The sequence below is a fragment of the Pseudomonas sp. PD9R genome (assembly GCF_019200975.1).
GTDB lineage: Bacteria > Pseudomonadota > Gammaproteobacteria > Pseudomonadales > Pseudomonadaceae > Aquipseudomonas.
The window spans coordinates 252688-270692 of sequence record NZ_JAHTMR010000001.1; the positions used below are offsets into that span (position 1 = coordinate 252688).

The 18005-nt window shown below is 57.0% G+C and carries 22 protein-coding genes; 8 read left to right on the forward strand and 14 right to left on the reverse strand.

Going from position 1 to position 18005, the window contains the following annotated elements; all coding sequences use genetic code 11:
• Positions 1 to 46: 46 nt before the first annotated feature.
• Complete coding sequence (locus KUF73_RS01085; RefSeq protein ID WP_218436200.1) at positions 47 to 1291, forward strand: lipoprotein-releasing ABC transporter permease subunit; 1245 nt, start codon at positions 47 to 49, stop codon at positions 1289 to 1291.
• A gap of 109 nt (positions 1292 to 1400) precedes the next feature.
• On the opposite strand, the gene KUF73_RS01090 is transcribed toward KUF73_RS01085, so the two are convergent.
• Together KUF73_RS01090 and KUF73_RS01095 are read right to left on the reverse strand one after the other, a co-directional pair.
• Positions 1401 to 2750 (reverse strand): heavy metal sensor histidine kinase, encoded by a 1350-nt coding sequence (locus KUF73_RS01090; protein ID WP_218436201.1) that lies wholly within the window; start codon positions 2748 to 2750, stop codon positions 1401 to 1403.
• Positions 2750 to 3430 carry a heavy metal response regulator transcription factor gene (locus KUF73_RS01095; protein ID WP_218436202.1) on the reverse strand — a complete coding sequence of 227 codons (681 nt, stop codon included), beginning with the start codon at positions 3428 to 3430 and terminating at the stop codon, positions 2750 to 2752. Before KUF73_RS01095 ends, KUF73_RS01090 begins: the two co-directional genes overlap by 1 nt.
• A gap of 155 nt (positions 3431 to 3585) precedes the next feature.
• On the opposite strand from KUF73_RS01095, the gene KUF73_RS01100 reads away from it, so the two are divergent.
• A complete protein-coding gene (locus tag KUF73_RS01100) occupies positions 3586 to 4122 on the forward strand; it encodes a plastocyanin/azurin family copper-binding protein (protein WP_218436203.1) in 537 nt (178 codons plus the stop codon).
• Positions 4123 to 4183: 61 nt separating this feature from the next.
• Positions 4184 to 5014, forward strand: a complete 831-nt coding sequence (gene queF, locus KUF73_RS01105; RefSeq protein ID WP_218436204.1) for an NADPH-dependent 7-cyano-7-deazaguanine reductase QueF — start codon at positions 4184 to 4186, stop codon at positions 5012 to 5014.
• 135 nt (positions 5015 to 5149) lie between these two features.
• Here queF and KUF73_RS01110 read toward each other — a convergent pair whose 3' ends face one another.
• Both KUF73_RS01110 and KUF73_RS01115 read right to left on the reverse strand, forming a co-directional pair.
• Positions 5150 to 5413 (reverse strand): DUF4404 family protein, encoded by a 264-nt coding sequence (locus KUF73_RS01110; RefSeq protein WP_218436205.1) that lies wholly within the window; start codon positions 5411 to 5413, stop codon positions 5150 to 5152.
• Positions 5414 to 5522: 109 nt separating this feature from the next.
• Positions 5523 to 6143, reverse strand: coding sequence for an HAD family phosphatase (locus KUF73_RS01115; protein WP_218436206.1), 621 nt, complete (start codon positions 6141 to 6143; stop codon positions 5523 to 5525).
• 199 nt (positions 6144 to 6342) lie between these two features.
• On the opposite strand from KUF73_RS01115, the gene KUF73_RS01120 reads away from it, so the two are divergent.
• On the forward strand, positions 6343 to 7032 hold the full coding sequence (locus KUF73_RS01120) for a VacJ family lipoprotein (RefSeq protein ID WP_218436207.1): 690 nt from the start codon (positions 6343 to 6345) through the stop codon (positions 7030 to 7032).
• 60 nt (positions 7033 to 7092) lie between these two features.
• Here KUF73_RS01120 and KUF73_RS01125 read toward each other — a convergent pair whose 3' ends face one another.
• Complete coding sequence (locus KUF73_RS01125) at positions 7093 to 7392, reverse strand: PilZ domain-containing protein (RefSeq protein WP_218436208.1); 300 nt, start codon at positions 7390 to 7392, stop codon at positions 7093 to 7095.
• A 275-nt stretch (positions 7393 to 7667) separates the two neighbouring features.
• Between KUF73_RS01125 and rssB the strand changes: the two genes are divergently transcribed.
• Both rssB and rssC read left to right on the forward strand, forming a co-directional pair.
• Positions 7668 to 8849, forward strand: a complete 1182-nt coding sequence (gene rssB, locus KUF73_RS01130) for a two-component system response regulator RssB (protein ID WP_218436209.1) — start codon at positions 7668 to 7670, stop codon at positions 8847 to 8849.
• Positions 8849 to 9331, forward strand: a complete 483-nt coding sequence (gene rssC, locus KUF73_RS01135; protein WP_218436210.1) for an anti-sigma factor antagonist RssC — start codon at positions 8849 to 8851, stop codon at positions 9329 to 9331. Before rssB ends, rssC begins: the two co-directional genes overlap by 1 nt.
• Positions 9332 to 9467: 136 nt before the next feature.
• Here the strand turns inward: rssC and tal are convergent, their stop codons facing one another.
• The 6 genes from tal to KUF73_RS01165 all read right to left on the reverse strand — a co-directional run bounded on the left by tal (position 9468) and on the right by KUF73_RS01165 (position 13158).
• A complete protein-coding gene (gene tal, locus KUF73_RS01140) occupies positions 9468 to 10394 on the reverse strand; it encodes a transaldolase (RefSeq protein WP_218436211.1) in 927 nt (308 codons plus the stop codon).
• Between the two features lie 226 nt (positions 10395 to 10620).
• Positions 10621 to 11016, reverse strand: coding sequence for a PIN domain-containing protein (locus KUF73_RS01145; RefSeq protein ID WP_218436212.1), 396 nt, complete (start codon positions 11014 to 11016; stop codon positions 10621 to 10623).
• Positions 11013 to 11255: an AbrB/MazE/SpoVT family DNA-binding domain-containing protein gene (locus KUF73_RS01150; RefSeq protein WP_218436213.1), complete on the reverse strand. Its 243-nt coding sequence runs from the start codon at positions 11253 to 11255 to the stop codon at positions 11013 to 11015. Before KUF73_RS01150 ends, KUF73_RS01145 begins: the two co-directional genes overlap by 4 nt.
• A gap of 284 nt (positions 11256 to 11539) precedes the next feature.
• Positions 11540 to 12526, reverse strand: a complete 987-nt coding sequence (gene dusA / locus KUF73_RS01155; protein WP_218436214.1) for a tRNA dihydrouridine(20/20a) synthase DusA — start codon at positions 12524 to 12526, stop codon at positions 11540 to 11542.
• A 115-nt stretch (positions 12527 to 12641) separates the two neighbouring features.
• A complete protein-coding gene (locus KUF73_RS01160) occupies positions 12642 to 12926 on the reverse strand; it encodes a type II toxin-antitoxin system RelE/ParE family toxin (protein WP_218436215.1) in 285 nt (94 codons plus the stop codon).
• On the reverse strand, positions 12916 to 13158 hold the full coding sequence (locus tag KUF73_RS01165) for a CopG family ribbon-helix-helix protein (protein ID WP_218436828.1): 243 nt from the start codon (positions 13156 to 13158) through the stop codon (positions 12916 to 12918). Before KUF73_RS01165 ends, KUF73_RS01160 begins: the two co-directional genes overlap by 11 nt.
• 501 nt (positions 13159 to 13659) lie before the next feature.
• Here KUF73_RS01165 and KUF73_RS01170 point away from each other — a divergent pair.
• Entirely contained in the window at positions 13660 to 13878 is a 219-nt protein-coding gene (locus tag KUF73_RS01170; protein ID WP_218436216.1) for a hypothetical protein, read from the forward strand.
• A gap of 64 nt (positions 13879 to 13942) precedes the next feature.
• Here the strand turns inward: KUF73_RS01170 and KUF73_RS01175 are convergent, their stop codons facing one another.
• Together KUF73_RS01175 and KUF73_RS01180 are read right to left on the reverse strand one after the other, a co-directional pair.
• Positions 13943 to 14734, reverse strand: a complete 792-nt coding sequence (locus tag KUF73_RS01175; RefSeq protein WP_218436217.1) for a transporter substrate-binding domain-containing protein — start codon at positions 14732 to 14734, stop codon at positions 13943 to 13945.
• Positions 14735 to 14841: 107 nt separating this feature from the next.
• On the reverse strand, positions 14842 to 15546 hold the full coding sequence (locus KUF73_RS01180; RefSeq protein ID WP_218436218.1) for a murein L,D-transpeptidase catalytic domain family protein: 705 nt from the start codon (positions 15544 to 15546) through the stop codon (positions 14842 to 14844).
• A gap of 83 nt (positions 15547 to 15629) precedes the next feature.
• Here KUF73_RS01180 and KUF73_RS01185 point away from each other — a divergent pair, with 83 nt between their 5' ends.
• Complete coding sequence (locus KUF73_RS01185; RefSeq protein ID WP_218436219.1) at positions 15630 to 17381, forward strand: murein L,D-transpeptidase; 1752 nt, start codon at positions 15630 to 15632, stop codon at positions 17379 to 17381.
• 98 nt (positions 17382 to 17479) lie between these two features.
• Here the strand turns inward: KUF73_RS01185 and KUF73_RS01190 are convergent, their stop codons facing one another.
• A complete protein-coding gene (locus KUF73_RS01190; RefSeq protein ID WP_218436220.1) occupies positions 17480 to 17947 on the reverse strand; it encodes a hypothetical protein in 468 nt (155 codons plus the stop codon).
• Positions 17948 to 18005: the final 58 nt, after the last annotated feature.

Genomic DNA, 18005 nt, shown 5'->3' on the forward strand with positions numbered 1-18005 from the left:
CTGAAAAGTGCGTCGGGTCTTTTATTTTTATACGGTGCCCCAGCGAATGTTCAGACCGTTATCGATCTTTATCGGCACGCGCTATACCCGCGCCAAGCGCCGCAATCGCTTTGTTTCCTTCATCTCGATGACGTCGATGATCGGCCTCGCCCTGGGCGTGCTGGCGATGATCGTGGTGCTGTCGGTGATGAATGGCTTCCAGCGCGAAATGAGCTCGCGCATCCTCGGCATGGTCCCTCATGCGACCATCGTCGGCGTCAACCCGATTGACGATTGGCAGCCGGTGGCCGCCGCCGCGATGAAAAACCCCGAAGTCACCGCCGCCGTTCCGTTCACCGAGATGGAAGGCATGCTGTCCTACAAGGGCTCGATGCAGCCAATCCAGGTCAGTGGCGTCGATCCGGCACTGGAAGGTCAGGTGTCGATTGTGGCCAAGCACATCGTCCAGGGCAGCCTCGAAGCCTTGAAGCCGGGTGAGTTCGGCGTAGTGATCGGCGAGATCACCGCGCGACGTTTTCGCTTGAATGTTGGCGACAAGATCACCTTGATCGTCCCGGAAGTCAGCAACGCGCCGGGTGGTATTACCCCGCGCATGCAGCGTTTGAACGTGGTAGGTGTGTTCAAGGTTGGTGCTGAACTGGACGGCACGATGGCGCTGATCCACATGGCCGATGCCGCACAGATGCAGCACTGGGAGCCCAACCAGGTGCAAAGCGTGCGCCTGGCGGTGAAGGATTTGTACGCTGCGCCACAAGTGTCGAGCGACATCGCCAATGGTCTTGGCACGGCCTATAAGGCTGACGACTGGACCCACACCCAGGGCAGCCTGTTCAGTGCAATGAAAATGGAAAAAACCATGATCGGCCTGCTGTTGTTGATGATCGTCGCGGTGGCGGCGTTCAACATCATCGCGACCCTGATCATGGTGGTGAACGACAAGGGCGCGGACATCGCGATCCTGCGCACCATCGGCGCCACGCCACGGCAGATCATGGCGATCTTCATGGTGCAGGGCACGGTGATCGGCATTGTCGGCACCTTGATCGGTGGCGTGCTCGGGGTGATCGCGGCGCTGAACGTCAGTGAAATGGTGGGCTGGATCGAACGGGTCAGTGGGCAACACATCTTCAGTTCCGACGTGTATTTCGTCAGCAACCTGCCGTCCGAGCTGCAAGGCGGGGATGTGGCGTTGATCTGCACGGCGGGCTTTGTCTTGAGCTTCCTGGCCACGGTTTACCCAGCGTGGCGGGCGGCGAAGATCGAGCCGGCGCACGCGTTGCGGTATTCGTAAGGAGCGACACCGCTCCCAGGTAGGAGCTGCCGCAGGCTGCGATCTTTTGATCTTTTTAGGGCAAGATCAAAAGATCGCAGCCTTCGGCTGCTCCTACAGGGAGCGGGCCTCAATTTTCCCTTGGCAACTCGATCACAAACCTGGTCCACCCATCAGCCGATTCGCAACGAATCTGCCCACCATGGGCGCGGATGATTGACTGAGTGATCGCCAATCCCAACCCCGCATGTTCACTGCTGCCTTCCTGCCGCGCCGGATCAGCCCGGTAGAATCGATCAAACAAACGCGGCAGCAACACCCCGTCAATTGCTTTTCCACTGTTCTCAACGGTCAGGCTCAAGCCTTTGGGTTGATCGACGATCCGCACCCGAACCACCCCGGCCGCCGGCGTAAAGCGCAGCGCATTGTCCAGCAAGTTGGATAGCGCTCGCCGCAACATGGTGCGGTCGCCCTCGATGTGCGCGTTACCCTCGCGGCTCAACGTCACCTGAGCGTCTTCCGCCAGCGGCGCAAAAAACTCCAGCAACACATCCGCTTCGTGCGCCAACTCCAGCGGTTCGCGTTTGGGCATTAACAAGCCATGGTCAGCCTTGGCCAGATACAACATGTCATTGACCAGTTGAGCCATCCATTGCAGTTCTTCGAGGTTGCTGTGCAGTGCTTCGCGGTAATCCTCGATGGGGCGCGGTCGGGTGAGGGTGACTTGGGTGTGGGTCAGCAGATTCGACAGTGGCGTGCGCAGTTCATGGGCAATGTCAGAAGAGAACGCCGACAACCGCTGAAAGGAGTCGTCGAGACGTCCGAGCATGGCATTGAAGTTGTGGGCCATTTCCGCCAGTTCTGGCGGCATGTTCTCCTCCGGCAGGCGTGCATTGAGCGATTGCGCGGAAACCCCGCTGGCGATCGCACTCATGCGCCGCAATGGCAGCAACCCACTTCGCGCCGCCCACGCACCGAGCAAGGCAGTGGCCAGGGCCGACAGGCCCATTGTCAGCCAGATCAGGTGCTGCATGCGTTGCAGAAAATGCTGGTGATGGGTGATGTCCAGCAGCAGGGTCAATTGCGGTGAGTCCGGTTTGTCGACAAATAATGGTGCATTCAACACGCGGTAATCGGTGCCGTCATCGTTGATGGTCGACAGGCCCGGTTTCTGTGGCAGCTTGTCGGGCAGTTTCGCCGAGCTGTCATACCAACGCTGGCCATTGCTGCCGATAACCCGCAGTGAAAGATCCGCTTGCCGGCTCAATTCATCGGCCAGTTTGGCTTGGCTTTCGCTCGACTGTATGTCTTGTAGCGCCCGCCGCAACCCGACAAGCTTGCCGTCGAGCAATTGCTGATCAAGCTCGACGAAGTGCGCCTCGCTGGCGTGGCTGAACAGCACCCCGGCGAACAACGACACGACCGCAGTGCACGCTGCAAACAGCAAGGCCAAGCGGCTGCTTAATGAGAGTCGGCACATCAGGCGGGGCGCTCTTCAAGTACGTAACCCATGCCGCGCACGGTGTGGATCAGTTTGTTGGGGAACTCATCATCGATCTTCAGGCGCAGCCGGCGGATCGCCACTTCGATGACATTGGTGTCACTGTCGAAATTCATATCCCAGACTTGGGAAGCGATCAGCGATTTGGGCAGCACTTCGCCCTGACGGCGCAGGAGCATTTCCAGCAAGGCGAATTCCTTGGCGGTGAGGTCGATGCGCTGGCCGCTGCGTTCGACTCGGCGGCGGATCAGGTCCAGGCGCAGGTCGGCTAATTGGAGGCTGGTTTCCTGGGGCGCGGCGCTGCCACGGCGTAACAGGCTGCGAACCCGGGCTAGCAACTCAGAGAAGGCAAACGGCTTGACCAGGTAATCGTCAGCACCGAGTTCGAGGCCGTGAACCCGGTCTTCCACGGCATCCCGTGCGGTCAGAAACAGTACCGGCGTGTCCAGGCCAGCACCGCGCACTGCTTGCAGAATCTGCCAGCCATCGCGACCGGGCAGCATCACATCGAGAATCAGGAGCGCGTAATCGCCGCTCAACGCCAATTGCTGGCCGGTGCTGCCATCGGCCACTAACTCGGTGTTGAACCCGGCCTCGCTCAGGCCTTGACGCAAGTAGTGGCCGGTTTTCGGTTGGTCTTCGACGATCAGCAGTTTCATGGACGACTCGGGTTAAATGGATCGACAGCTTTATACCGTGGACGGCAACGCTACAGGCCAACCTGACAAAGTTGTAATCTGGCTGTCAGGTTGCGGGCAGCGGTGGCAGTTTAGAGTTTTCCACAGGCTGAACCTTATCTTGTTGGAGTACGACGATGTTTTTCCGCAAATCTGTGGCATTGGCCGCGTGTGTATTGGCACTTAGCTCACCGGTTTGGGCATCGCCGGCGCCTACCTATGACTTTGGTCAGCCGGCACCGGCGGCCAAGGCAACACGCAGTGTCGAGGTGGTGATGGGTGACATGTCGTTCACCCCCAAGGCCATTGATATCAAGGCCGGTGAGACCATACGCTTTGTGCTGGTGAATAAAGGCCAGTTGCTGCACGAATTCAATCTCGGTGACGCGGCGATGCATGCCAGGCACCAGCAGGAAATGTTGCAGATGCAGCAAAGCGGCATGCTGACGCCTACAGCGGTGAAGGAAATGGACCACGGCGCCATGGCCGGCATGGATCACGGTGCGATGGGGCAAGGCATGAAGCACGACGACCCTAACAGCGTGCTGGTGGAGCCGGGCAAAACCGCCGAGCTGACCTGGACGTTCAGCAAGGCCACCAACATCGAATTTGCCTGCAACATCCCCGGTCATTATCAGGCCGGCATGGTCGGCAAGTTGACTGTCAGTCAGTAAGCACTCAAAGGCGGGAGCAAAGGCTGATAGAATCCGCTGATTCTTCAGTCAGGTTTCCGCCATGCATCCCGCAGCCGAACATTCGCCGCTGGGCAAATCCAGCGAATACATCGCCACCTACACGCCGTCCTTGCTGTTCCCGATCCCGCGTACCGCAAAGTGGGCGGAGCTGGGCCTGACGGCTGAAACCCTGCCTTACAAGGGCGTGGATTTCTGGAACTGCTTTGAGTTGTCGTGGCTGTTGCCGTCGGGTAAGCCCGTGGTAGCGATTGGCGAATTCAGTATCCCGGCGGATTCGCCGAACATCATCGAATCGAAGTCGTTCAAGCTGTACCTCAACTCCCTGAACCAGACACCGTTTGCCGACACCGCGAGCCTCGAAGCGACGCTGGTCAAAGACCTGTCCGCCGCTGCCGGCAAACCGGTCGGCGTGCGCATTCGCAGCCTGAAAGATGTTGAAGCCGAAGGCGTCGTGGCGTTGCCGGGTGTGTGTATCGATGAGTTGGATATCAGTGTCAGCAACTACGAGCACCCGCGCCCGGAATTGCTGCGATGCGATGACTCACGCATTGTCGAGGAGAGCGTGCATAGCCATTTACTCAAATCCAACTGCCCGGTCACCAGTCAACCGGACTGGGGAAGCGTGGCGGTGGAGTACCGTGGCGCGGCGCTGGATCACGCGAGTCTGTTGGAGTACATCGTCAGTTTCCGCCAGCACTCGGACTTCCATGAGCAGTGTGTGGAGCGGATCTTCCTCGATCTGCAGCGCTTGCTGAAACCGCAGAAGCTGACCGTTTACGCGCGGTATGTGCGGCGGGGCGGTCTGGATATCAATCCGTATCGCAGTACCGAAAGCGTACAGCTGCCGAACCATCGTCTGGTCCGGCAGTAAGATCAAAGCCAAAAGATCGCAGCCTGCGGCAGCTCCTACATGAGAACTCTGTAGGAGCTGCCGCAGGCTGCGATCTTTTGATCTAAATGAAAAAGCCCTGCTAGAGATAGCAGGGCTTTTTTGTATCCGGTGGCTTCAGATTCCCATGTTGCCCAGGGCCTGAACGATGTTGCGCAGGGTGCCGGCAATGGCGGGGTGTTCGACTTCGAAGCGTTCGACGGCCAGGTTTACGCCATCGGCGAGGCTGGCGTCCTGGGTTTTGGATTCGAGCTCAAGCTTCAGTTCGATCTGTTGCATCAGTTCGTGCAGATTGGCGCGTTCTTCTTCAGACAGCGGAGGATTCTGTTCCAATTGCTCGCGCAGGGCATTGAGCTGTTCTTGCAGTTCGCGGGCAGGCATGGCGTTCTTCCTTTTATCGATAGGCACTGGCATAGACCGCGGCGGCGCGCCAAAGATCTATGGCTGACCTTAAGATTAATCCACTCGCGCGTAACCTGCATGATCTCGATCAGGGCTTTTCGCCTTTGAGCCGGCGCAGACTGATGTCGGCCAGGCAGGTGTCGAGTTCACCCAGGTGATCGATCACCGAATGCACACCGAGGCCGAACAGTTGCACCGTTGCCTTGCCGCGTTTGATGTCGCGTTCTTGCTGAGTCATTGCCTGCCACTCGATGGGCGACAGCCCGCACAGTGAGCCGCAGGACGCCAAACCGATGGTCCACAGGCCAGCGTTGAGCCCGGCTTGCAGCAAGCGCGGTTCGCCGCTGACCAGTACGCAGCCATCGAGTTTTTCGACGTTCAACGCCATCAACGCATGCCAGCACGCATTCGGGGCCGGCCAAGGATTGATTGTTGCAGAGTGTTGCGAAGGTTTGATCCATTCCGGCAGGGCGGCGGCCAAGGGATGGCTGAGGGCAGGGGACAGTTCATCGAGCCAGGCGCAGGGGATTTGCTGGCGTTGCAAACTGTGCAGGCTGTCCAGGGCGCCGGGTGTGGCTTCGGCATGCTCGGTACAGTGATCGCCTTGCAGGCGCGTGCGGGCACCGAAATCCACCAGGCAACCACTCAGGCCGAACAGCACGGCAGTCAGGCTTGGCGCGGGTTGAGGCAAGGTTTCGGCAAGTGGCATGGCAACGTCCCTGAAATAACCTGAGCCTAGAGATTGCCGGTGACAGTTGAGTGACACAGATGTGAATCACTCACAATCGATACGAATCAACTATGGGCGTACAGGCGCGACGCTGCCTAAAACGGCTATTCCGTCTTATACTAGCGGTCTTTATGCCGGGCCAAGTGCCCCGCGACAGTACAAGCCAAGGAGTTTTTCTATGCGCTGGAGCAATCATCTAGCTCAGCTTTGTGTGTGCGCCAGCGTGTTGCTGGTTCCGTTCGTTGCCCAGGCAGCCTCGGAAGATGACCCTTGGGAAAGCATCAACCGTCCGATCTACAAGTTCAATGATGTGCTCGACACCTATGCGCTGAAGCCTTTGGCTCAGGGCTACCAGTTCGTGACGCCGCAGTTTCTTGAAGACGGCATCCACAATATGTTTCGCAACGTTGGCGATGTGACCAACCTTGCTAACGATATATTGCAGGCCAAACCTGCGGCGGCCGGTGTCGACACCGCTCGCATTATTTTCAACACCACGTTCGGCCTGCTGGGCTTCTTCGACGTCGGCACCAAGATGGGCCTGCAGCGCAACGACGAAGACTTCGGCCAGACCCTCGGTTATTGGGGTGTAGGCAGCGGTCCGTACGTGATGCTGCCGCTACTCGGTCCAAGCACGCTGCGTGACGCCCCGTCGAAGGTGGTCGACGGCTACACCGGTCCGTATCCGTATATCAACGACGTGCCAGTGCGCAATTCGATTTTCGGTCTGAACATTGTCGATACCCGGGCGAACCTGTTGTCCTCCGAGAAGTTGATCAGCGGCGACAAGTACACCTTCATTCGTAATGCCTACCTGCAGAACCGCGAATTCAAAGTTAAAGACGGCCAGGTCGAAGACGATTTTTAAATCCTGACCGATAAAACAAAAAAGCGGCTATCGAGCCGCTTTTTTTCGTCTGGGGCAGGGTTATTTCATCTTCAAGATTGTAAGGCCGAGTTTCTGACTTCCACCGTCTTGTTCTTTCACCCAAACCACTTCGGTGTCGGCTTCGAGTCCTTTCAGTGCCGCATGTTCGGAATCAATCCGTACGTAGAGCCGGTCGCCGACCTTGAACAAATGGGGTGCCTGCAGTTGCATGCCACTGCTGGAAAGGTCGATACAGACGGCTGGCACCTCATCTCCTTCGTGAATCAGCGACACATCGGCATCGACCCGCATGCGGATGAAATCGCGCTTTTCGCTGTAGTCCCGACTGGTTTGACTCATGGGCTTGATCCTTCCATTGGGTTACGGTTTTGATTGTTCTTATAACTCCCGGTGCTTTGACAAGTGTAGACGTCAAGCGACCATCGGCGTGAGCTTGAAACGCCTCGCGGATGGGAGTACCGTCTGCGCCTTAGAAGGGCACCTCTGGTGTACATGCGTGTAGGGCAAATGCTCGAAAGCGGTGCGACAGAGAGGCTAGAAAGCGAATCCAGTAGTGTGAGCCGGGCCAAAATCCGAGCCGCTACGCCAACCTAATTCTGGCGCCGTTTGCCCACATGCCAAAAACCAGTGCCACGCTGCTGATAATCGATGATGACGAAGTAGTGCGCGCGAGCCTCGCCGCCTATTTGGAAGACAGTGGTTTCAGCGTCTTGCAGGCCAGCAATGGCCAGCAGGGTCTTCAGGTATTCGAGCAAGACAAGCCCGACTTGGTCATCTGCGATCTGCGCATGCCGCAGATGGGCGGGCTCGAACTCATCCGCCAGGTCACCGAACGGTCGCCGCAGACGCCTGTTATCGTGGTGTCGGGTGCCGGCGTGATGAATGACGCCGTCGAGGCGTTGCGCCTGGGTGCGGCGGACTACCTGATCAAGCCTCTCGAAGATCTGGCGGTGCTCGAGCACTCTGTGCGTCGGGCCCTGGATCGCGCGCGCCTGCTGCTGGAAAACCAGCGCTACCGCGAGAAGCTGGAAAAGGCCAATCGCGAGCTCGCTGCCAGCCTGAACCTGCTCCAGGAGGACCAGAACGCCGGTCGCCAGGTGCAGATGAACATGCTGCCGGTCAGCCCGTGGACCATCGACGAGTTCAAGTTTGCCCACCAGATCATTCCGTCGCTGTACCTGTCGGGTGATTTCGTTGACTATTTCCGGGTCGACGAGCGTCGGGTTGCGTTCTACCTGGCGGACGTTTCCGGGCATGGCGCCTCTTCAGCCTTCGTTACCGTGCTGTTGAAGTTCATGACCACGCGCTTGCTGTTTGAATCCAAGCGCAGCGGCACATTGCCGGAATTCAAGCCTTCAGAGGTTCTTGGTCATATCAACCGGGGCCTGATCAGTTGTAAGCTGGGTAAACACGTCACAATGGTCGGTGGAGTCATCGACGAGGAGACAGGTTTGTTGACCTATAGCATCGGCGGTCATTTGCCTTTGCCAGTGTTGTACACACCCGACAGTGTTCGTTATCTGGAAGGGCGTGGTTTGCCAGTGGGCCTCTTCAACGAAGCCACCTACGAAGACCACGTTCTGGAGTTGCCACCGACGTTCAGCCTGACGCTGATGTCTGACGGCATTCTGGACCTTTTGCCAGAGCCTACACTTAAAGAAAAAGAAGCTGCATTGCCCCAGCGGGTCAAGGTAGCGGGCGGCAGCCTGGATGGTCTGCGGCAGGTTTTTGGATTGGCCACGCTAGGGGAGATGCCGGATGATATCGCCCTGTTGGTGTTGAGCAGGAATCTTTAATGAGTACCGGTAGAATCCAGTTCGCCGAGCAGGACGGCACCTTCGTCCTTAAGTTCGTCGGTGAAGTTCGCCTGACCCTGTGTTCGGCGTTGGATGCGACTATTGATCGGATCTTCACGGCGTTGAATTTCAACACGATCGTGATCGACCTGACCGAAACCCGCAGCATCGACAGCACCACCCTTGGCCTGCTGGCCAAATTGTCGATCCTGTCGCGGCAAAAGGTCGGCCTGCTGCCGACCGTCGTCACCACCCACGAAGACATCACCCGTCTTCTGCAGTCCATGGGCTTCGAGCAAGTGTTCAACATTGTTGACCAGCCCGTGGCATGCCCGGAGTGCCTGGACGACTTGCCGGATCAGGATCAGTCGGAAGAAGTCGTGCGGATCAAAGTGCTTGAAGCGCACAAGATCCTCATGGGTTTGAACGACTCCAATCGTGAAGCATTTCATGATCTGGTAAATGCGCTGGAGCGGCATTGATCGGCTGAAGTGATGTGGGATCGGCCCCATCGCTAGCTGCTAGCGATAGCGTCCGCAAGAACACCATAGATGTCTAGCAGCCACAAAAAAGGGCGAACCCGCCAGGTTCGCCCTTTTTGCATTTCGGCGAATCAGATCACAGCTTGGCTTGCAGCAAAGCTTCGAGTTTTTCCTGATCCCGAGCAAACTGGCGAATCCCCTCAGCCAGTTTCTCAGTCGCCATGGCGTCCTCGTTGGACAACCAACGGAACTGCGCCTCATTCAGGTTCAACCGCGCTTCACCGGCATGACCCGGTGCCAGTTTGCGTTCCAGCTTGCCGGTATCTGCCGCCAACTTGTCGATCAAGTCCGGGCTGATGGTCAGACGGTCGCAACCGGCCAATTGCTCGATCTGGCCTAGGTTGCGGAAACTCGCGCCCATCACTACGGTTTTGTAGTCATTGGCCTTGTAGTAGTTGTAGATGCGCGTCACCGACTGCACGCCCGGATCATCCGCGCCGGTGTAGTCGTTACCGTTGGCTTTCTTGTACCAGTCGTAAATACGGCCCACGAACGGCGAAATCAGGAACACGCCAGCATCAGCACAAGCGGCAGCCTGAGCGAAGGAGAACAGCAAGGTCAGGTTGGTCTGGATGCCTTCTTTTTCCAGAATCTCGGCAGCGCGGATACCTTCCCAGGTCGAAGCGATCTTGATCAGCACACGGTCGCGGCCGATGCCGGCTTTTTCATACAGCTCGATCAGACGGTGCGCACGCTTCAACACGGCGTCAGTGTCGAACGACAGGCGTGCATCCACTTCGGTGGAAATACGGCCTGGGATCACTTTCAGAATTTCTTGCCCGACTGCGACGCCAAAACGGTCGCTGGCCAGGCCCACATCGCCCTTGCAGTCGCTGACGCAAGCGTTCAGCAACTCGGCGTAAGCGGGAATGGCTGCAGCTTTGAGCAGCAGGGAAGGGTTGGTGGTAGCGTCCACCGGTTTAACGCGAGCGATCGCTTCGAAGTCGCCGGTGTCGGCAACCACGGTGGTCATTTGTTTGAGTTGTTCCAGCTTGGAAGTCATGGGCGTGCTCTGTCCTGTGGGTCTGATGACATTACCCGAGCGCTGACAGCCACTCAAGGGCGCGTACGTGTATCGACGGCCCCAGCGGCAACAACCTGAAAACGGCTGTTTGAAAGGCGGGGCTCGGTATCGGTAAATACGATGCCGAAATGGGCAGCAGGTTCAACCGGTCTGACAGTTAGCGCAGTCAATGGCTCTGCATTGAGACTGGATGGAAGTCATCAACTCAGGTCAGTCGTCGCATGCCTGCTGTCTTGGCAGCATTGCTGTCAAAGGTGAGGACGTAATCGCAGCCTGCCGCGTTAGCGCTACGTTCGATCAGGCAATCCGCGAAGTCAGCATTAGCCTGGGAGTAACTACGCAGCGCCTGCCAAATAATTTCAGGGTTTTCTACGGTTAATTCGCGAGTCCGTAATAGTGTTTCCAGCACTGTGATGATTTCGCTTTTCGCGCTCTCGTAGCAGAATTGCAGGACCCATACCAACTCGACTATTGAAACAGTCGTGACAAAGCCAGGAGAGGTTATCGTCAGGGACTCAATCAATTCGGAGGCTTGGGCCGACTGTTTGGGATCATCTTGAGCGACATACCTGACTAATACATTGGTATCCAGTCCTATCATATGGCTTTAGCCCCTTGAGCTTCGATGGCCTGGTTCATGTCTTCAATGCTTACGTCTTTGGCGGGTTTGCGAATGAGTCCTTTAAGATCCCGAGCGGAATGCGTAGCAGCCATGATCGCGAATTTTCCATCGCCTATAGCGACAAATTCGATGCGATCTCCTGTGTCGAGACCAAGCGAAGCCCGAACCTGTGCAGGAATGGTGATTTGTCCTTTCGAAGTCAATGTAGCAGTTGCCATGATGAAATCTCCGTTAAATCTGTATTCCTTACATTATGGTAAGGAGATCCTCGGATCAACGATAAAGGGAGTTGGGTGATAGACGGCAAAAAGTATTTGCGACGAAGCCCAGCGTTATGGCACTCCGTTTTTTTGTCTGGGCATGGCACCGAGAGTTGGATGCTGAACGAATAAAGTCGGGCGGGGTAAATCGACGAGGCACTAAATTTGGGGAGATAACCCTGGGGCTTCTTAGAAGAGAATTAGGTCTATCTCCGATTTTTTCAGTTCAGTGAATCCAATCGTCAGCGCCCCTCAAGCAACTCCGCCGCTTGATCCAGCAACGCCAATGGCTCTTTAGCCTTGTGGATATCCACCGACAACAGCTGCCGAAACTTGCGCGCCCCCGGAAACCCGGTGCCAAGCCCCAGCACATGGCGGGTGATGTGGTGCATCGAACCGCCGGCATCGATGTGCGCCGCGATATAAGGCCGCAGTTGCGCCAGCGCCTCGGCGCGCGTGATCACCGGCACCGTACTGCCGAACAGCTGCTTATCCACCTCGGCTATCACATAAGGATTGTGATACGCCTCACGACCCAGCATCACACCGTCGAACGTCTGCAAATGCTCGTGGCAGGCTTCCAGCGTCTTGATCCCGCCGTTAAGAATGATCTCCAGCTCAGGAAAATCCGCCTTCAACCGTGCCGCCACGTCATAGCGCAGGGGCGGAATGTCGCGGTTCTCCTTCGGCGACAACCCCTCAAGAATCGCGATCCGCGCATGCACGGTAAAGCTGGTGCACCCAGCGTCGCGAACCGTGCCGACGAAATCACACAACTCTTCGTAACTGTCACGCCCATTGATGCCGATGCGGTGTTTCACCGTCACTGGAATCGACACCGCATCACGCATCGCCTTCACACAATCGGCCACCAACTGAGGATGCCCCATCAGGCACGCGCCGATCATATTGTTCTGCACCCGATCGCTCGGGCAGCCGACATTCAGATTCACCTCGTCGTAACCGTGCTCCTGGGCCATGCGTGCGCAGGCGGCCAGGTCCAGCGGGACGCTGCCACCGAGCTGCAAGGCAAGTGGGTGCTCGGCTTCATTGTGGCGCAGGAAACGCTCGTGGTCGCCGTTGAGCAGAGCGCCGGTGGTGACCATTTCGGTGTAGAGGAGGGCGTTTTTTGATAGTAGGCGTAGGAAAAACCGGCAGTGGCGGTCAGTCCAATCCATCATGGGTGCGACGGAAAAGCGGCGGGAGAGCGAAGCAGTTGGTAGTGGCATCGGGGAATCAAAATCACAGAGGCGTAGGATTGCAGTTTATCAGGGATGCGGCGCTGGTGTAGGGAGAGGTGCGTCGTTCTGGTTTGGAGCGGACGCGGCATTCTTTTCCGCTAACTCACCACTTCGAACGAGGGCGTTGTCGTGTGTGAAATACGCCCAGGACCTGAAGACGATCACCACGTACACGATAGGGGATCAGATAGGACCAGTTGGGCACCGCCCATTCGCGCGTATTTTTGACCCTGCCTTCGCGTCCCATAGCGGGAAATTGAGCCAGTTTGTCTACGCTGGCGAAAATCGCATCGGAGAAGTCGTCGGCGGCTTTGGGATTTTCGAGGGCAATGTAATTACCTTCTTCTTCCAGGTTCTTGAGGGCCTTTCCCAGCCACTCAATCCGCATTCCGGCTCCAGCGCCGGGCACGCATCGCGGCGACCTGTTGTTCCGTTGCGAATTTGCCTTGGTCAGCCTCCTTTACCGCCAATTCGATCTGTAAAGTCAGAGACTTCTCGTGTTCGATGTAGTCGCGAAGAACGTCCATCGCCAGATAGCTCGCAGTTTGTCCGTTTGTCTTGGCCAGATCGGCGAGAGAATTTGACAGGTCTTCCGGCAGGTTCAGAGATATACCGGTCATGGTGGCCTCAATCGTGGTTGTTTGTTGGAGCATCTTACACCGACAAACGTCAGCCTGAATTAGCTGGTCGACGCGACGTGTGTCTCGAAGTAAATCATTCTTTTTTCATGCTCACAGTGAGGCAGCCCAAAGAGGCGACCGTTAAGGGCGGCCCACTGTGCGTTGCTGATTAAAGCCATATATTCATTCATAAGTGAAGCTCCATTAATTCAAGGGGGATCTATAACTCCTATTGCAACGAGTCGACAAACCCGGCACACCATGTGGGTGTGCTTCGGCCTATAGGCGTCGCGACAAAAGCGCTGCAATGTTTGGGTGTACGGACAATTCCGAATCTCGTGTGGGGCGCGGCTCTTTAAACCATTTCCTGATTCTTCAAAACCACCAAACCTGAACCAACGCTGTCCCCCCGCAAAGTTTCATAATCCCCAGCCATCCAGCAGCCTAGGATGAACACATAAGACCAAGCCAGCGCGCTCCCTCCCCACAGGACCTACAAAAATGATCGCAAACCTCGTCAAAGTCTCACTGATCGCCGGTGCTTTGTTGTTGAGTGCCTGTTCGGGTGTGAGCACCGAGCACCGTTATTCGGATAACACCGTGCCGTCTGGATTCGGCCCAGGGCCCACCAATGGCAACCCCAACAAGATGAATTTCCACGGGAGTGCGCTGGGTAGCAGTTACGGTGAGTACGGTTCTGATTTGCTACACGACGACTGATTCTCAAGCGAAAAAGGGCGCTCCTGCAAAGAAGCGCCCTTTTTGCTGTTCGCAAAATGACGGATTACTGAACTTCAGGCACCGCCAACCACAGCCGCAGGATTTTTTGATAATTACCCGTCACCTTGGCCAGGTGCAGCCACTGATCGATGTACAACTTCCAGCTGATGTCATCGCGCGGCAGCAGGTAGGCTTTTTCGCCGTATTGCATGTACTGCGTCGGGTTGACCGCGCATAGTCCCGGTTTGAGTTTCTGCTGGTAGAGCACTTCGGAGGCGTCGGTGATCATCACGTCAGCTTTGTTATCCAGCAGCTCCTGAAAAATGCTGAGGTTGTCGTGCAGGCTTAATTGCGCCTTGGGCAGGAAGGCATGAACAAAGGCTTCGTTGGTGCCGCCGGCCGGTTCGACCACGCGCACTGAGGACTGATTGATCTGGTAGACGGTCTGGTACAGCTCCTGATCTTCACAGCGCACCAGCGGAATTTTGCCGTCGACGTCCAAGGTGGTGCTGAAAAAGGCTTTTTTCTGCCGCTCCAGGGTGACCGAGATACCGCCCATGGCGATGTCGCACTTGCCGGCAAGCATGTCGGGCATCAGGGTTTTCCAAGTGGTGGCTACCCACTCGACCTTGATGCCGAGGCTATCGGCCAGCGCGCGGGCCATGGCGATGTCGATGCCGGAGTATTCGCCGTCCCCGGCTTTGGAGGTATAGGGCTTGTAGTCGCCGGTGGTGCAGACGCGCAATTGGCCTTGTTGAATGACGCTATCGAGGTGCGAAGGGTCTTCCTGTGCCTGAATGCCAGAACATAGAGCGAGCAGACCACAGAGCATCATTATGCTGTGTATGGTTTTCATTGTTGTTGGGCTTTTAGTGGGTTTGATCGGTGAGTGTAGTGAAACAAGTTCTGGGCTTGAGTCCAACACTTCATCCAAATACAGCCTCAACATGGAACGACAGATCGTTACTGGCGTTTGGTGATCTTTTCTGACGACGCCACGGTGCCGCTACCGCAATTGATGTAGGAAGAAGACTTCAGCCAGCGCTGATCCGGATAGTAGGAGAACAACAACTGCCCATCTTTCATCGAATCGATCAGTCGATGCGCAATGGCCGGGCGAACGGCCGGGCAACCCAGGCTTCTGCCGATCCGGCCATTGGCGCGTGCCAGGACGGGACTGACGTACGGTGCGCCATGAATGACGATTGCCCGGTCAAAAGCGTTATCGTTGAAGCCCGGCTCCAGGCCTTCCATGCGCAATGAATAGCCGTTCTGGCCGCGATAGCTTTCCTGCGTGCGGAACAGTCCGAGGCTGGTGGCGTAGCTTTCGTTCTGGTTTGAGAACTGGGTCGCCATGTTTTCACCGCTGTTACGGCCATGGGCGACGAGTTCGTGGAAGAGCAACTTGCGTTTTTTCAGATCGAATACCCACAGGCGTTGCTCGGTCGAGGGTAGCGAGTAATCGATCACTGCTAGTCTCTGTGCCGGAGCTGCGCCTTGGGCGCGGGTACATTGGGTGGCGCGGACTGCCAGGGCGATAACCTTGGCATTTGCATTAGGCGCGGCTTTGGCCAGAGCGATTTCAAGCGAATCGGCGTAGGCTGGCGGTAGGAACGCCGACGTCAACAGCAGTGCTGTGAACAGAAAGCCAAAGCGGTGTAGCGCCATAAATGTGTCTCATCAGGAATAATTCGAGTCTAGCAGCGAATGGAACGCTAGCCTTTTGATTTGCGGGAGATTAAGGATTATCTATGGGGCAATTAACAAGGTTATTCGTCATAAGCCGCGTCTTTATTATGGTCTTTCTGATCAGTGGCACTGCATTGGGTGAAACTTCGCCGATCGTGGCGGTATCTCCGCCAGTGAGTGTGGTGAGCGCTGCGCCCGATGATGTGGTGGGTCAAGCGATTCAGTCGGTGCTGGAACCTTTGCAATCATCGTTCCCGCCGTTGCTCACGTCGCGCAAACATCAGCGGATCGATATCAATCGTGTGGTCCTGGATTTCTATTCCCACCGCAACTACCGCGCGGCCTGGAAAGATGGGCGCGATGTCAGCCAATTGCTGAAAAGCCTCAATGACACGCAAATGGACGGCCTTATCCCCGACGATTTCCGGATTGCTGAACTGGCCCAGGCGCAACTGGCGTTGCAAGCAGCCGCGCCGACGCCTGCGCAATCGGCCGCTTTTGATCTCGCGGCGACCCGAACCTACATCACTGCGTTGCTGCAGTTGCGGCGCGGTAAAGTCGATCCTTCGCGGCTGGATTTTCATTGGAACTTCGACCCTGTCGGCGTTGATCCTCGTGAGGATGTGAATAACTTTTTCGCCGCCCTCGATGCTCACGACGTTGCCAGTGGATTTGCTCAAGCGCCGCCACAAGAAGCGGTTTATCGCAACATGCGTGAGGGGTTGGCACAACTGCGCAAGGTGCGGGATGCGGGTGGTTGGCCGAAGATTGCTGAAGGGCAATCACTGAAACCGGGGATGGAGGGTGCGGCGGTTGCCCAATTGCGTGCGCGATTGGTGGCCGGTGGTTATCTGGAACCGCACAAAACCAAAAAGACCGATTACGACGCCAGCGTCATCGCTGCGGTGAAAAAGTATCAAGCCGACCAATACCTGGGCGCGGATGGAGTGGCGGGGACTACGACCCTCGCGGCGTTGAACGTGCCGGTTGATGCAAGGATCGATCAGGTGCGGGTGAACATGGAGCGTGCGCGTTGGTTGCTCTATAAACTGCAGGGCACTTTCGTCGTCGTGGACATCGCCGGGTTCAAGGTCGCGTTGTATCGCGACGGTCAGCCGGTCTGGCGTGCCCGGGTCCAGGTCGGCAAGCCGATTCGCAGCACGCCGGTGTTTCAATCTGAAATCACTTACGTCACGTTCAACCCTACGTGGACCGTGCCGCCGACGATTCTGGTCAAGGACATGCTGCCGAAGATTCAGCAGAATCCGGGCTACCTGGCGGCGAACCGAATCCGCGTCCTTGATCGCCAAGGCAACGTGCTCGATCCGTCCACCGTCGACTGGTACAACGCGCGGGGGCTCACGTTGCGCCAGGATGCCGGCCCGGAAAACTCGTTGGGGCAGGTGGTGATCCGATTCCCCAACGACTATGCGATCTATCTGCACGACACGCCGCATCGCGAACTGTTCGCCAAGTCGGTGCGCGCCACCAGCTCCGGCTGCATCCGCGTGGAGAACCCGCTGCAATTGGTCGAGCTGTTGTTCAACGATCCGGTACGCTGGAACAGCGAAGGCATCCAAAAACAACTGGCCAATGGCAGAACCGAAAACATCAGGCTCCCGGTCAAAGTGCCAGTGCTTCTGGCCTACTGGACGGTTGACCTGAGCAATGATGGCCGGGTGACGTTTAAACCCGACGTTTACGGCTATGACTCCCCGGTGCTGCGAGAATTGAACCTGCCTTCGAAGTTGCCCATTCTCGACTTGCCTCGCGCGGAAACCGCCCTGGTGGCGACTGAGCAAAGCAAACAGTAGCCTCAATTCCCGGTAGGAGCGAGGCTTGCCCGCGAAGGCGGCGTGTCTGGCGACAGTGCTGTTGAATGTGCCGGCCTCTTCGCCGGCAAGCCTGGCTCCTACAATTCCAATCCTTGTTGAACCACTGAAAGCAGGCAATTTTCGGTCAGCGCCACCGCGCCACCTTGCTGCGCGGCATGTTCAACGCCTTGTAGCCACCAATGGGTTTCACCGTGTTCATCCACGGTGCGCAATAGCGCAAGTTCGTTGCTATTGCAGTGGATTTCGACTCGCCCCTCGCCATCCTCGGTAAAGCGCGCAACGGGGTCGAAGGTCACGCTGTGGCCATTGCCTTCGATCAGTAACTGGTCGATGGCGTAGTCGAATGTCTCACCCTGCGAGTTGCTCTCATGCACGTGAGTTGAATTGCGCCGCAGGTCCAGGCCCACCTCCGTCAAGGGCTTCAACCAGCCTTCAATGCGGTGAAACAGTTCATAGACTTGACCCGGCCAGCTGTCGATCGCCTGATCCGCGCCGGTATGCCGGGTTTGTTTCAGTCTTGCGGCGAGTTCGTCTGCCTTGGTCATTTCGATTCCCTGTGTGGATGTAAAACTAATCCTAGCTCGTCCGAGGGAATACAGCTTT

What these genes read in the sequence shown, in the direction of transcription:
- KUF73_RS01150 (WP_218436213.1), bottom strand. Translation starts at nt 11,255, where the DNA reads ATGGCAACTGCTACATTGACTTCGAAAGGACAAATCACCATTCCTGCA.
- KUF73_RS01110 (WP_218436205.1), bottom strand. Translation starts at nt 5,413, where the DNA reads ATGCCTGCCCGCGAACTGCAAGAACAGCTCAATGCCCTGCGCGAGCAA.
- KUF73_RS01170 (WP_218436216.1), top strand. Translation starts at nt 13,660, where the DNA reads ATGATCGCAAACCTCGTCAAAGTCTCACTGATCGCCGGTGCTTTGTTG.
- tal (WP_218436211.1), bottom strand. Translation starts at nt 10,394, where the DNA reads ATGACTTCCAAGCTGGAACAACTCAAACAAATGACCACCGTGGTTGCC.
- queF (WP_218436204.1), top strand. Translation starts at nt 4,184, where the DNA reads ATGCATCCCGCAGCCGAACATTCGCCGCTGGGCAAATCCAGCGAATAC.
- KUF73_RS01180 (WP_218436218.1), bottom strand. Translation starts at nt 15,546, where the DNA reads ATGGCGCTACACCGCTTTGGCTTTCTGTTCACAGCACTGCTGTTGACG.
- KUF73_RS01100 (WP_218436203.1), top strand. Translation starts at nt 3,586, where the DNA reads ATGTTTTTCCGCAAATCTGTGGCATTGGCCGCGTGTGTATTGGCACTT.
- rssC (WP_218436210.1), top strand. Translation starts at nt 8,849, where the DNA reads ATGAGTACCGGTAGAATCCAGTTCGCCGAGCAGGACGGCACCTTCGTC.
- KUF73_RS01190 (WP_218436220.1), bottom strand. Translation starts at nt 17,947, where the DNA reads ATGACCAAGGCAGACGAACTCGCCGCAAGACTGAAACAAACCCGGCAT.
- KUF73_RS01085 (WP_218436200.1), top strand. Translation starts at nt 47, where the DNA reads ATGTTCAGACCGTTATCGATCTTTATCGGCACGCGCTATACCCGCGCC.
- KUF73_RS01175 (WP_218436217.1), bottom strand. Translation starts at nt 14,734, where the DNA reads ATGAAAACCATACACAGCATAATGATGCTCTGTGGTCTGCTCGCTCTA.
- KUF73_RS01120 (WP_218436207.1), top strand. Translation starts at nt 6,343, where the DNA reads ATGCGCTGGAGCAATCATCTAGCTCAGCTTTGTGTGTGCGCCAGCGTG.
- KUF73_RS01185 (WP_218436219.1), top strand. Translation starts at nt 15,630, where the DNA reads ATGGGGCAATTAACAAGGTTATTCGTCATAAGCCGCGTCTTTATTATG.
- KUF73_RS01125 (WP_218436208.1), bottom strand. Translation starts at nt 7,392, where the DNA reads ATGAGTCAAACCAGTCGGGACTACAGCGAAAAGCGCGATTTCATCCGC.
- KUF73_RS01090 (WP_218436201.1), bottom strand. Translation starts at nt 2,750, where the DNA reads ATGTGCCGACTCTCATTAAGCAGCCGCTTGGCCTTGCTGTTTGCAGCG.
- KUF73_RS01095 (WP_218436202.1), bottom strand. Translation starts at nt 3,430, where the DNA reads ATGAAACTGCTGATCGTCGAAGACCAACCGAAAACCGGCCACTACTTG.
- KUF73_RS01165 (WP_218436828.1), bottom strand. Translation starts at nt 13,158, where the DNA reads ATGACCGGTATATCTCTGAACCTGCCGGAAGACCTGTCAAATTCTCTC.
- KUF73_RS01115 (WP_218436206.1), bottom strand. Translation starts at nt 6,143, where the DNA reads ATGCCACTTGCCGAAACCTTGCCTCAACCCGCGCCAAGCCTGACTGCC.
- dusA (WP_218436214.1), bottom strand. Translation starts at nt 12,526, where the DNA reads ATGCCACTACCAACTGCTTCGCTCTCCCGCCGCTTTTCCGTCGCACCC.
- KUF73_RS01145 (WP_218436212.1), bottom strand. Translation starts at nt 11,016, where the DNA reads ATGATAGGACTGGATACCAATGTATTAGTCAGGTATGTCGCTCAAGAT.
- rssB (WP_218436209.1), top strand. Translation starts at nt 7,668, where the DNA reads ATGCCAAAAACCAGTGCCACGCTGCTGATAATCGATGATGACGAAGTA.
- KUF73_RS01160 (WP_218436215.1), bottom strand. Translation starts at nt 12,926, where the DNA reads ATGCGGATTGAGTGGCTGGGAAAGGCCCTCAAGAACCTGGAAGAAGAA.